Here is a 12,953-nt window from a genome sequence, read left to right as displayed (position 1 = left end):
TGTCACCTCGCTGCAACCTGCGACACCTATGATCGGTCGCCTGGTGGTGGTCGGCCTGGGATTGATCGGCGGTTCGTTCGCCAAGGGCCTGCGTGAAAGCGGGCTGTGCCGGGAAGTCGTGGGGGTCGACCTCGATCCGCAATCGCGCAGGCTCGCCGTCGAGCTGGGCGTGGTGGATCGCTGCGAGGATGACCTGCTGGTCGCCTGCCAAGGGGCTGACGTGATCCAGCTGGCGGTGCCGATCCTGGCCATGGAGAAACTGCTGGCCCGGTTGGCCGGCATGGACCTCGGGCAAGCGATTCTCACCGATGTCGGCAGCGCCAAGGGCAATGTCGTGCGGGCGGCGACCGAGGCGTTCGGCGGCATGCCGGCGCGCTTCGTGCCCGGTCATCCGATTGCCGGCTCCGAGCAGAGCGGGGTAGAGGCATCCAACGCCGAGCTGTTCCGTCGTCATAAGGTCATTTTGACGCCGCTGGACCAGACCGATCCCGCGGCATTGTCGGTGGTGGACCGTCTGTGGCGCGAGCTGGGGGCCGATGTCGAGCACATGCAGGTCGAGCGACACGACGAAGTATTGGCCGCTACCAGCCATTTGCCGCACTTGTTGGCGTTCGGTCTGGTGGATTCATTGGCCAAACGCAATGAAAATCTTGAGATCTTCCGTTACGCTGCCGGCGGTTTCCGCGATTTCACGAGAATCGCGGGTAGCGACCCGGTCATGTGGCACGACATCTTCCTCGCCAACCGCGAAGCTGTCCTGCGCACACTCGATACATTTCGCAGCGACCTCGACGCCTTGCGCGACGCGGTCGATGCAGGGGACGGGCACCAATTGCTGGGCGTTTTCACGCGCGCCAGGGTGGCCCGCGAGCATTTCAGTAAAATCCTGGCCCGTCGGGCCTATGTGGACGCTATGAACTCCAACGATCTGATTTTCCTGGCACAACCTGGTGGCTCCCTGAGTGGGCGGATTCGTGTACCGGGCGATAAATCGATTTCCCACCGCTCGATCATGCTCGGCTCCCTGGCTGAGGGCGTGACCGAGGTGGAAGGTTTCCTCGAGGGCGAAGACGCCCTGGCAACGCTGCAAGCGTTCCGCGACATGGGCGTGGTCATCGAGGGGCCACACCACGGCCGCGTAACCATCCATGGTGTTGGCCTGCACGGTCTGAAGCCCGCTCCGGGCCCGATCTACCTGGGCAACTCCGGCACGTCGATGCGCCTGTTGTCCGGCCTGCTGGCCGCCCAGGACTTCGACAGTACCCTGACCGGTGATGCCTCGCTGTCCAAGCGTCCGATGAACCGCGTCGCCAACCCGCTGCGGGAAATGGGTGCGGTGATCGAGACCGCGGCTGACGGTCGCCCGCCGATGACCATTCGCGGCGGCAACAAGCTCAAGGGCCTGACCTACACCATGCCGATGGCCAGCGCCCAGGTGAAGTCCTGCCTGCTGCTGGCCGGCCTGTATGCCGAAGGCAAGACCACCGTCACCGAGCCGGCGCCGACCCGCGACCACACCGAGCGCATGTTGCGTGGTTTCGGTTATCCGGTCAGCGTTGACGGCGCTACCGCGTCTGTCGAATCGGGCAGCAAGCTGACCGCGACCCACATCGAAGTGCCGGGCGATATTTCCTCGTCGGCGTTCTTCCTCGTGGCCGCGTCGATCGCCGAAGGCTCCGACCTGGTACTCGAACACGTCGGGATCAACCCGACCCGTACCGGCGTGATCGACATCCTGCGCCTGATGGGCGCCGACATCACCCTGGAAAACCAGCGTGAAGTGGGTGGCGAGCCCGTTGCAGACTTACACGTAAGAGCGGCTAAACTCAAAGGCATCGAGATTCCCGAGGCGCTGGTTCCCCTGGCGATCGACGAGTTCCCGGTGCTGTTCGTGGCGGCGGCGTGCGCAGAAGGCCGCACAGTGCTGACCGGCGCCGAAGAGCTGCGGGTCAAGGAGTCGGATCGCATTCAGGTGATGGCCGACGGCCTGCTGGCCCTTGGCGTCAAATGCGAACCGACACCGGACGGCATCATCATTGATGGTGGCCAGATTGGCGGTGGCGAAGTCCATGGTCACGGTGATCACCGCATCGCCATGGCCTTCAGTGTTGCGTCCCTGCGCGCCAGCGCGCCGATCCGCATCCATGACTGCGCAAACGTCGCCACGTCTTTCCCGAACTTCCTGGCGTTGTGCGCGCAGGTCGGTATTCGAGTAGCACAAGAGGCACAGTCGTGAACATCAAGGCACCGGTCATCACCATCGATGGCCCAAGCGGCTCGGGCAAGGGCACCATCGCCGGCATGCTGGCCAAGCAACTGGGCTGGAATCTGCTCGATTCCGGTGCCCTCTATCGCTTGCTGGCCTTCGCCGCCAAGAACCATGGCGTCGACCTGACCAACGAGGAGTTGCTCAAGGCCCTGGCCGCCCATCTGGACGTGCAGTTCATCGCCGCCACCGATGGCCAGTTGCAGCGCATCATCCTGGAAGGTGACGAGGTCAGCGACGTCATCCGTACCGAAAGCGTTGGCGCCGGGGCCTCCCAGGTGGCCGCGCTGCCGGCGGTGCGCGAAGCGCTGCTGCAGCGTCAACGGGCGTTCCAGGAGCCGCCGGGACTGGTGGCCGATGGCCGCGACATGGGCACGGTGGTATTTCCGGATGCGCCGCTGAAGATATTCCTCACCGCCAGCGCGGAGGAGCGGGCTCGCCGCCGATATTTGCAGTTGAAGGGCAAAGGCGAGGATGTTAGTCTGTCGAGTCTGCTAGATGAGATCCGTGCACGCGACGAGCGTGATACCCAGCGCGCAGTAGCCCCGCTAAAGCCGGCGGCCGATGCGATTCAGCTGGATTCCACGGAGTTGTCCATTGATCAGGTGTTGCAACGCATCATGAGCGAGATCGCGCTTCGCGATATCGCCGGGTGACAGGAAGCTCCGCAGGGGACCAGTCATAGTCCTGCGGCGCTTCTTTTATATGAAACTAACCCACATCGTCTGGGGTGTGGAGATGGGCGTTTACTTCGCCCTAATCAACAGGAATTAAAATGAGCGAAAGCTTTGCGGAACTCTTTGAAGAAAGCTTGAAAACCCTGAACCTTCAGGCAGGCTCCATCATCACCGGCGTTATCGTTGATATCGATTACCAGGCTCGCTGGGTAACCGTTCACGCTGGTCTGAAGTCTGAAGCGCTGATCCCGCTTGAGCAGTTCTACAACGACGCTGGCGAACTGAACATCAACGTCGGTGACGAAGTTCACGTTGCGCTGGACTCGGTTGAAGATGGCTTTGGTGAAACCAAGCTGTCCCGTGAAAAAGCCAAGCGTGCTGAATGCTGGATCGTTCTGGAAGCGGCCTTCGCAGCTGAGGAAGTGGTCAAGGGCGTTATCAACGGTAAGGTTAAAGGCGGCTTCACTGTCGACGTTAACGGCATCCGTGCGTTCCTGCCAGGTTCCCTGGTTGACGTCCGTCCAGTGCGCGACACCACGCACCTGGAAGGCAAAGAGCTGGAATTCAAGGTCATCAAGCTGGACCAGAAGCGCAACAACGTTGTCGTTTCCCGTCGCAGTGTCCTGGAAGCCGAGAACTCCGCCGAGCGTGAAGCTCTGCTGGAATCGCTGCAGGAAGGCCAGCAGGTCAAGGGTATCGTCAAGAACCTCACCGATTACGGCGCATTCGTCGATCTGGGTGGCGTCGATGGCCTGCTGCACATCACCGACATGGCCTGGAAGCGTATCAAGCATCCTTCGGAAATCGTCAACGTTGGCGACGAGATCGATGTCAAGGTTCTGAAGTACGATCGCGAGCGCAATCGTGTTTCCCTGGGCCTCAAGCAACTGGGTGAAGATCCATGGGTCGCTATCAAAGCCCGTTACCCAGAAGGCACTCGCGTTACCGCTCGTGTTACCAACCTCACCGACTACGGCTGCTTCGCTGAGCTGGAAGAAGGCGTTGAAGGCCTGGTACACGTTTCCGAAATGGACTGGACCAACAAGAACATCCACCCTTCGAAAGTCGTACAAGTCGGCGACGAAGTGGAAGTCATGGTTCTGGACATCGACGAAGAGCGTCGTCGTATCTCCCTCGGCATCAAGCAGTGCAAGTCCAACCCATGGGAAGACTTCTCTGGCCAGTTCAACAAGGGCGATAAAATCTCCGGCACCATCAAGTCGATCACCGATTTCGGTATCTTCATTGGTCTGGACGGCGGCATCGACGGCCTGGTTCACCTGTCCGACATCTCCTGGAACGAAGTGGGCGAAGAAGCCGTACGCCGCTTCAAGAAGGGCGACGAGCTGGACACCGTTATCCTGTCGGTTGACCCAGAGCGCGAGCGCATCTCCCTGGGTATCAAGCAACTGGAAAGCGATCCGTTCTCCGAGTACGTTCAAGAGAACGACAAAGGCGCAATCGTTAAGGGCATCGTGAAAGAAGTTGACGCCAAAGGCGCCATCATCACCCTGGCCGACGATATCGAAGCGACTCTGAAAGCCTCCGAAATCAGCCGTGACCGCGTTGAAGACGCGCGCAACGTCCTGAAAGAAGGCGAAGAAGTAGAAGCCAAGATCATCAGCGTTGACCGCAAGAGCCGCGTAATCCAGCTCTCCATCAAGTCGAAAGACGATGCTGAAGAGAAAGAAGCAATCCAGAGCCTGCGCGAGAAGCCAGCTACTGATGCTCCTGGTCCTACCACTCTGGGCGACCTGCTGCGTGCACAGATGGAAAAGCAGAACTGAGTTCTGTCAGACCATAGAAAAAGGGCGACTTCGGTCGCCCTTTTTTGTGCCTGCGATTTCTCCACAGCTAAGCGTCATGGGTGGCTCAACGCTATGATCTTTCGAGGCATAGCGAAACCAACCGACCCGTCACGCTGTCTCTTTTATGAAGTAAATCAAATATATCCTGGGAAGTGCTCTGTCGACCTGTCTAAGGATCTGAATGAACAAGCTCTTATTGGTCGCGATGGCTTTGATACTGGCGGGTTGTGCTACCAGCGCCAAGACCCACGCAGTGCGCGGTGTCAGCGGCATCGAGATCGATTGCTCTGGGTTGGGCTCCGGATGGGAGAAGTGCCAGAAGCGGGCCGCCAAGGAGTGCAAGGGCGCGGGTTACAAGGTGATAACCCGGTCTGACGACGCAAAAGACCAAGATCAATACCCCTTTGGCTTCAACCCGGCAGGTTATGTGACCCGTACCATGTTGGTCATGTGTCGCTGATTTACAGATTCTCTTTGCTCTGCACGAAAAAAGGGCGCCTACGACGTACAGAAGATATGTCAATAGCCGGGCTGTTCAAATTCTTCCGGGCATGCTAAAACCTTCGAAGCGATTTTCCTAGCTGCTTGAAAAAGAAGGGAAAAACATGACGAAGTCGGAGTTGATCGAACGAATTGTCACCCATCAAGGGTTGCTCTCGTCCAAGGATGTGGAGCTGGCCATCAAGACCATGCTTGAACAGATGTCCCAATGCCTCGCGACCGGGGACCGGATTGAGATTCGCGGGTTTGGCAGCTTTTCCTTGCATTACCGCGCGCCGCGAGTGGGGCGCAACCCCAAGACCGGGCAGTCGGTTAGCCTGGATGGGAAGTTTGTTCCGCATTTCAAGCCGGGGAAGGAGCTTAGGGATCGGGTGAATGAGGAGGAAAATTGAGTCGTTTAGTTTGGAGGGTAAAATGCGATTAATAAAACGTATAGCTATGATTTTCTTTTTATCATCCATCATCGCGATAACACTTGTTTTTGTGTTGGAAAATCAACAGCGCTTAGAGCTGAACTTTTTTAGCTTCACTACCGCCTCGCTCCCAATATCTCTCTATATTGTCGTTTCTTTCTTGATAGGTATGTTTATTGGGCCAGCTAGCGTAGCTGTCGCGATGGCTCTAGGTAGACAAAATAAAAGTTTTCGAAGATCAGGACACTAAATAGTCCTATAATCTGCTTGAAATTATATCCTCGGTCATAGGCATGACAGTAGCTAGCAGCCGATGCGAAATAAGGGTTCCTCAAAACGTAAATTAAGGGCAACGTGCACCTCACCCGTGGTGAGTGCCATAAAGAGAAGGGCGAGTGGGGTATGCAAAGCGGCACATCTGGGGCAGGGAGTGACGTAGAAATTAATCTACAAGCGTTGGTTCATTCAGTTTGGCGGAAAAAATGGCTGATATTATCTGTCGCTCTTCTGTCAACAATTTTTGCTGCGGCTTATGCGTTTACAGCAAAGCCAGTCTACGAGGCAAAACTTTTTACCATACCACCAACGCAAAATGATATTGCAAACTTTAATTATGGTCGGACCCCCGAATACGATCTCGTTCCTCTTACTATAAAAGATGTATATACCATTTTTCTCCGGATACTCAATTCTGAGTCCCTACGTCGCGAGTTCTTCGACAGTGTATATTTACCATCCCTCTCGGATGAAGAACGAAAAGGAGCAAAGGATGCTCTCTATTCCCGATTCTCTAAAATGTTGGTTGTAACGCTTCCGGCCAGAGACGCAGGAGATCAATCAGCGATTGCCGTACAGGCTTTGGATCCGGATTTAGCTAGCAAATGGGTACAGCTTTACGTTGAGCGCGCTAGCGAGATGGCGAAAGACGAATTAATAAAGAATGTCACCACGGAATGTCAAGTTAGAGCGCGGAATCTACTGCAACAAATAAATTCCATTCGGGAAAGCGGAGTGCGGCGCCGACAAGACTCGATAGCCAAGTTACGCGAAGCGTTGCGTGTAGCCGAACAAATCGGCTTGGATAAGCCGCCTATAATCACGGGTAGTCCTACTGTCGAATTAGCGGGAAGTTTGGACGGGCAAGTCCTTTATATGCGTGGCTCCAAAGCGCTAAAGGCTGAGATTCAAAATTTAGAGCAACGTCAATCAGACGACCCATTTGTGAAAGATTTGAGAGATCTTCAAATAAAATATGAGTTTTACAAGAGTCTTGAAGTTAAGTCTTCCGATGTATGGGTGTACAGACAAGACGGTGAAGTGAGTCGACCTGATACTCCTGTTCAACCTAAGAAAAATCTAATTATAGCGCTGGGGTTGATACTGGGGCTGATGCTGGGTTTTCTGATCTCTATTATTAAATATCTTACAGAGACCAGTAAAAGTAAAAAATGCTGATAAATTTAAGGGGGCTGCTATGCGGGAAAGATTGGGAATAAATCTTGTCCAAAGACTTAACAGCCCCTTGAAAGTTGTAAAATTTCGGATATGTACTGAGGTACTAGGTGTGTGTGGTAATCAAAGGGATGCCTAACAAAAAACGTGTTGTGCCTAGGTTGGATGGTTGCTGTGTGGCTGGAGTATGAACAGTATGGTAATTGAGAGAGGGATTCCATTCTATATTGTTCTATCTGCTTGTCTTCTTGTGACACTTGGTGATCTTCGGAATGTCATCACTCCTTTGGGTTATTGGGCTTTATGGGGTGTCGTTTTTCTGGTAGGCGTTACTACTGGAGGCTTGAGTAAGGTATTCAAGGATTTAACATTTCTCAGCGCAACAGTTGGATTTGCTCTATTGATTTTTGCCCTTTTGCTCGTCAGCATAGTTAACTTTGAACCATACACGGCCTATCAAGCGTTAAAGATTTTATTGATTTATGCTCTATTGATAGTGTTATGTGTCAACTGTAGTCACTTGAAAATAGAACATCTATATGATATCGCCGCGATATCGACGGTAATGGGATTCACGGTTTTTGTTTTGTGTAAATACATCTTTACAGAATATTATATCCAGTTGGGAGATGGACGCCAAGGTAGCGTATTCGCTTACCCAGGGGTGCTTTGGAAAACAAACGCTTTTTTTGTTTCCTTTCTTATAGCAAAGCTTCTTAGTGGTGTTACCTATAAAAATTTAGTGCCGGCAAGTCTAATATTGGTTTCTGTTTTTTTATTGCTAGCAGATTCTAGTCGTACAGGTTTTCTCTGGTTCGCGATAATAATAGCGGCGTACTCTTCGTTGATGTTTGTAGTTAATACGGCAAAATTTCTTTCCAGCATAGCGGTGATTTTGTTTTGTGCAGGTCTGCTGGCGATGTTTAATTTAGATATTATCTATAGTTTTTTTGATAACAACTCTCTGTTGGTCATTAATAGACTATTTGAAGGTGATCCCATTAGATCAAAAATGATCATTGATGGGGTGCTGAACGCAGAAAGATGCCTCCCTATTGGATGCGGATTTCAGACATCCACTTCGCTTGTAAATGGGCTACCAATGGTGATCCATAATGTGTATCTAGCGATACTTGGCGATCTCGGCATTTTTGGTGAAATCGGGCTGCTTATTATCGTAATTACTCCTCCATTGTTGTTCTCTATGCGAGAGTGGTTTGGAGGGGCAACCCTCAAGGCAACGTCTTATTATAAACTGGCGGCAATTTTAGGCGCCGCTTGCTATTGTTTTGTATTGCTTTTTCATCCTCTAAGTTCAGAGATGTCGGAGTGGGGATATTGGGCCATTATGTTGTCTTGGCTCTCTCGTTTGGGTAGGGAGAGTGCATACACTGACTCGGCGCCAGTTTCTGTGGCTCAGGCAAATAACTGACTATGAAGTATCTTATTAAAAATATGGGGTTCCTATTTTTTGCCCAGCTGAGCGCATACCTGATACCTATACTTGAAATTCCTATCCTGGCTCGAGCATTAGGAGTCCAAGAATATGGGAAAGTTGTCCTCATTCAGTCGGTAGCGTTATTATGCTCCTTGGTCGTTGAATATGGATTCTCCTTAAGCGGATCTCGCCAAATAGCATTGGCTCGGAACGATACTACTGAATTGTCTAAGCTTTTCTGTGAAGTACTATCTGCGAAACTGATTATTGTGACTGCAGTAACTACACTGGGCGCTCTAGCCTACCTTGTCAAAGGATCACCGGTTTTTGATAGTAAAATGGTTTTGGCTGGTTACCTTTACTTTTTGGCGTTCGGCTTCAGTCCTTTTTGGTTTTTTCAGGGGCTTGAAAAAATTAGCTTGGTAATTACGTTAGAGGTAATTATCCGGTTTTCCAGTCTGTTTTGCCTGTATCTGTTTGTTAACAATAGTTCGGATGCCGTTCTGGCTCTCGGAATCATGGCAGCGTTCGGGTTAGCCAATACACTCATTGGCAATATTATGTGTGCTAATTATGTCAGTAGTCTTAGGCTGATGCTTCGCGGTGGAGTTGAGCAACTTAGAATCGGGTTTCACGTATTCATTTATAAAAGCTCAAATAATATACTGTTGAGCGCGGGGCCGTCTCTCGTGGGGGCGACCTCCGGCGCAGCTGCGGTAGCTTCTTATGTCCCCGCAGAGAAAATAATTCGTGGTTTTGTCGGTTTTGTAAATCCTATTCTTATAGGTTTTTTTCCATATTTAAATCGTCAATTTATTTCTTCTGAAGCTAAGACTCTTCGCCTTTCGTTCCTTATTGTGATTGCAATGTTCTTGTTGGGGAGTCTTTTTGCTGGATTGATATTTAGCTTGGGAGATTTCATAATACAGTTGGTGCTTGGTAAAGAGTTTTTAATCGCAAGCGGCATATTGAAGATATTTGTCTGGATAATTCCTTTCAGATTAGCTAATCAAGCTCTTAGCCTATGTATGCTCATTCCCATGGGGAAAGACAAAATAATGAGCTTCCTTATGATGTTTTTTTCAGTCGCCTCACTGGTGCTCGCGGCGTTGTTATCATTTTGGCATGGTGTTCATGGGGCTGTGGTGGGGTTTGTAGTAGCCGAGTTTTTTTTGTTTATAGTATTGATTTGGGTAGTCTTACATCTTGCCATGAAACCTGCGAACGGAAATGACGTGTGATTACGATACTTACGGCTACATACAATAGAGAGAATACGCTACCCAGGCTTTTCAATAGTTTGCGCGCTCAAACGTCAATGAATTTTGAGTGGGTGGTCGTGGACGATGGTAGCTGCGATGGCAGCTTAGAATTGCTGAACGAATATTCCCACTTGGCTGGCTTCGACGTTAGAATCATTAGCCAAGTTAATAGCGGAAAGCACATTGCTCTAAACAAAGGGGTGACGTACGCACGTGGTTCATGGGTGCTAGTAGTAGACAGTGATGATGCTTTAGTGCCTGTAGCCATAGAGGTCATTACCGGTGCTTTACCTCCCGAGAACAGTTCGGTAGTAGGTTTATGTTACCGAAAAGCATATTTTGACATGCGTCTGGTAGGGGAAAAAATAAAGTCTGATAATTTGCCGCTGGTTCTGGCACCGACTGAAGCTGGACATTTATTCAAAGGGGATCTAGCGTACTTGTTCAAAACGGCATGTTTTTTAAAGTATCCTTTCCCTGTGTTTTCTGGCGAAAAATTTGTACCTGAATTATATATTTGGAATCAGATTGCAGACGAAGGAGCGGTTTGGTTTTTTTCGGAGACTATATTGTATTTGTGCGATTATTTAGAAGATGGATATTCTAAGAATTTTTCTTCAAATTTGCGCAAGAATCCAAATGGGTTTTTAGTTTTCTATTGGGCGCAGATAAATCGCGAAAGTAACCCCCTGTACAAAGCTAAATACCTCATACGTTCCGCTCAGTGCTATTTTTACATGCTGCTGAAAAGGTTGTCATGAAAATATTATTTCTTATTACGAGCTTGGATGTAGGTGGCGCAGAGCGACAAGTACTTGACCTAGCTGAGCGGCTAACACAAAAAGGTCACGAGGTATTGATTGCTTACATGACAGGTCGCGGCGCCTTAATTTCTCCGGGTATGAGTATCACAACTCTGGGGTTAGGTTGTACTAAGTCTGGCCTAAGCTTCATTCGTTGTATATTTCGTGTTCAATCGTTAGTCCGTCAGTTTAAGCCTGATGTGATGCATTCGCATATGTATCACGCTAACATTGTTGCTCGTATAGCTAGACTGATCGTCCGCGTGCCGCGACTAATCTGTACAGCCCATAGTAATAACGAAGGCGGTCGTCTTCGTATGTTTGCGTACCGTATAACAAACTTTATAGCCAGTATCACTACTAACGTGAGCCAAGGGGCAGTCGATGCCTTCGAGCGTAAAGGAGCAGTTAGGCGTGGTCATATGCTCGCTATTCCCAACGGCATAGATATCGATAAGTTTAGTTTTAAGCCTGAAGTTCGCTCGTGTATCAGGAGAGCAGAAGGCATCGGGGATGAGGATAAAGTCATACTAGCTGTGGGGCGTTTAGTTGAAGCAAAGAATTATCCTGGGTTACTTGTCGCTTTTAGTGTTGTATATCAAAACAACAAAAATTTAACTCTTTGGATAATTGGCGATGGTGAGCTGATGGAGGAGCTTATCTTACTTAGCCAAAGGCTTAATATAGGTGATAGAGTAAAATTTTGGGGGATGAGGCAGGATGTTGAGCTGTTTTACAGCTCGGCTGACGTTTACGTTTTGTCGTCGGCATGGGAAGGATTCGGGCTTGTGGTAGCTGAGGCTATGGCCGCTGAGAGGGTCGTAGTTGCTACTGACTGCGGCGGGGTCAGGGAGGTAGTGGGCGAGCAAGGGATTTTGGTTGCTCCTGGCCGCCCTAAGGATCTGGCCACTGCTATGGAGTCGGCGCTAAAGCTGGATGCGGCTGACGCCCGATCACTGGGCTATCGTGCCAAGGAAAGAATTATCGCAAATTACTCTATTGAGACAATTGTTGCCAAGTGGTTGCAGCTATATCAGAATTGATTCAGGCACAATAGCTGATATTCTCGTTGTGGGACCATATGGGCGGCTATGTAGCTGTCATTTCGCCCGTAGAGAAGGGGCTCCCCTGAGTTTTTGCTTGGTGAAGGCCGTACTGGTTGATCGGTGCTTTTTGATTAACTGCCAGGATTTTTGGATAATTTGATGAAAATAGTTTTAATCGGAACCACAGCAGCTTGTGTTCTAGGATTCAGAGCAGATTTGATTAGTGCTTTAGTCGAAAAGGGCCATCAGGTTTTTGCTTTAGCTCTAGACTTCAATCCGGATACTCGAGAGAGGGTCCGGGCTCTAGGGGCGGAACCGGTTAATTATATGTTTAGCCGTGCTGGGTTAAATCCTTTAACCGATATAATTAATACATATAAATTATCTAAAATTCTGAGGCATATTTCACCAGACTTGGTGTTCAGCTACTTCTCTAAGCCGGTCATTTTTGGCACGCTCGCGGCCGTTGTTGCTGGCGTAAAAAGACGCATAGCAATGTTGGAGGGGCTCGGGTACGTGTTTACAGAGCGTCCGGGTGGTAGTCATATCAGAAATAAAATTCTGAAGCATGTACAGGTAACGCTATACAGAATTTCTTTTCCCTTCTTGGAGCGAGTAATCTTTCTAAATAATGATGATCCGATTGATCTCATTGCTCGGTATCGGCTGAAAGTACCAAAGATAGACGTTTTGGGAGGGATAGGTTTGAAGTTGTCAGACTACCCGTACACTCCCCCTCCAACAGATCCGGTGAGCTTTATTTTTGTTGGACGCTTACTCGCCGACAAGGGCATAAATGAGTTTATTCATGCAGCGAGGCTTGTTAAACAAACATCACCGGAATCTAAGTTCATAATGCTAGGTGGACTGGATGAGACCAATCCTGGCAGTCTATCAAAGGACGAGTTGAAGGCACTTATTAAGGAGGGCCTAGTAGACCACCAAGGCCACGTGGATGACGTTACGGCATGGATAAATAACGCAAGTGTATTTGTACTCCCCTCTTACAGAGAGGGGGTTCCAAGGAGCACTCAGGAGGCGATGGCTATCGGTCGCCCGGTCATCACGACTGATGTGCCTGGTTGTCGAGATACTGTTAATGATGGAGTCAATGGCTTTCTCGTACCGCCTTGGTCTTCACAGGCACTGGCGGAAAAAATGTTATATTTTGTGGATAATCCAGAGCAAATTAGGATCATGGGCCTGCAGAGTTTTAATTTAGCACAGCAAAAATATGATGCTCGTTTGGTCAATGACCGATTAATGGGCTACTTCATTTAAGTAGTT

12 protein-coding genes are annotated in these 12,953 nt (G+C 50.3%); all 12 read left to right on the top strand.

What is annotated here, in order from left to right; translation table 11 throughout:
• Nucleotides 1–28: 28 nt before the first annotated feature.
• The 12 genes from J3P91_RS19220 (at nucleotide 29) to J3P91_RS19165 (ending at nucleotide 12,947) form a co-directional block, all read left to right on the top strand.
• A complete protein-coding gene (locus tag J3P91_RS19220; protein ID WP_305501208.1) occupies nucleotides 29–2,236 on the top strand; it encodes a bifunctional prephenate dehydrogenase/3-phosphoshikimate 1-carboxyvinyltransferase in 2,208 nt (735 codons plus the stop codon).
• The gene (gene cmk / locus J3P91_RS19215) at nucleotides 2,233–2,922 is read left to right on the top strand and encodes a (d)CMP kinase (RefSeq protein ID WP_434572729.1); all 690 of its coding nucleotides are present in this window, start codon (nucleotides 2,233–2,235) and stop codon (nucleotides 2,920–2,922) included. Before J3P91_RS19220 ends, cmk begins: the two co-directional genes overlap by 4 nt.
• A gap of 119 nt (nucleotides 2,923–3,041) precedes the next feature.
• Nucleotides 3,042–4,730, top strand: a complete 1,689-nt coding sequence (gene rpsA / locus J3P91_RS19210; protein ID WP_186704721.1) for a 30S ribosomal protein S1 — start codon at nucleotides 3,042–3,044, stop codon at nucleotides 4,728–4,730.
• A 202-nt stretch (nucleotides 4,731–4,932) separates the two neighbouring features.
• The gene (locus tag J3P91_RS19205; RefSeq protein WP_434601434.1) at nucleotides 4,933–5,211 is read left to right on the top strand and encodes a hypothetical protein; all 279 of its coding nucleotides are present in this window, start codon (nucleotides 4,933–4,935) and stop codon (nucleotides 5,209–5,211) included.
• Nucleotides 5,212–5,356: 145 nt separating this feature from the next.
• Nucleotides 5,357–5,644, top strand: coding sequence for an integration host factor subunit beta (ihfB, locus tag J3P91_RS19200; RefSeq protein WP_434601433.1), 288 nt, complete (start codon nucleotides 5,357–5,359; stop codon nucleotides 5,642–5,644).
• Nucleotides 5,628–5,915 (top strand): lipopolysaccharide assembly protein LapA domain-containing protein, encoded by a 288-nt coding sequence (locus J3P91_RS19195; protein WP_434601432.1) that lies wholly within the window; start codon nucleotides 5,628–5,630, stop codon nucleotides 5,913–5,915. Before ihfB ends, J3P91_RS19195 begins: the two co-directional genes overlap by 17 nt.
• A 104-nt stretch (nucleotides 5,916–6,019) precedes the next feature.
• Nucleotides 6,020–7,120 carry an LPS O-antigen chain length determinant protein WzzB gene (locus J3P91_RS19190; RefSeq protein ID WP_434601431.1) on the top strand — a complete coding sequence of 367 codons (1,101 nt, stop codon included), beginning with the start codon at nucleotides 6,020–6,022 and terminating at the stop codon, nucleotides 7,118–7,120.
• 184 nt (nucleotides 7,121–7,304) lie between these two features.
• Nucleotides 7,305–8,549 (top strand): hypothetical protein, encoded by a 1,245-nt coding sequence (locus J3P91_RS19185; protein WP_434601430.1) that lies wholly within the window; start codon nucleotides 7,305–7,307, stop codon nucleotides 8,547–8,549.
• A 2-nt stretch (nucleotides 8,550–8,551) separates the two neighbouring features.
• Nucleotides 8,552–9,796 (top strand): oligosaccharide flippase family protein, encoded by a 1,245-nt coding sequence (locus J3P91_RS19180; RefSeq protein WP_434601429.1) that lies wholly within the window; start codon nucleotides 8,552–8,554, stop codon nucleotides 9,794–9,796.
• Entirely contained in the window at nucleotides 9,793–10,578 is a 786-nt protein-coding gene (locus tag J3P91_RS19175; protein WP_434601428.1) for a glycosyltransferase family A protein, read from the top strand. The genes J3P91_RS19180 and J3P91_RS19175 overlap by 4 nt, the downstream gene beginning before the upstream one ends.
• Nucleotides 10,575–11,663 carry a glycosyltransferase gene (locus tag J3P91_RS19170; RefSeq protein WP_434601427.1) on the top strand — a complete coding sequence of 363 codons (1,089 nt, stop codon included), beginning with the start codon at nucleotides 10,575–10,577 and terminating at the stop codon, nucleotides 11,661–11,663. The genes J3P91_RS19175 and J3P91_RS19170 overlap by 4 nt, the downstream gene beginning before the upstream one ends.
• Before the next feature lie 162 nt (nucleotides 11,664–11,825).
• Complete coding sequence (locus tag J3P91_RS19165) at nucleotides 11,826–12,947, top strand: glycosyltransferase family 4 protein (protein ID WP_434601426.1); 1,122 nt, start codon at nucleotides 11,826–11,828, stop codon at nucleotides 12,945–12,947.
• The last annotated feature ends 6 nt before the right edge of the window (nucleotides 12,948–12,953 follow it).

Source organism: Pseudomonas sp. Z4-7 (assembly GCF_051131965.1).
Classification (GTDB): domain Bacteria; phylum Pseudomonadota; class Gammaproteobacteria; order Pseudomonadales; family Pseudomonadaceae; genus Aquipseudomonas.
Note: the sequence above shows the minus strand (reverse complement) of the source record. Positions and strands in the feature narration are given on the sequence as shown.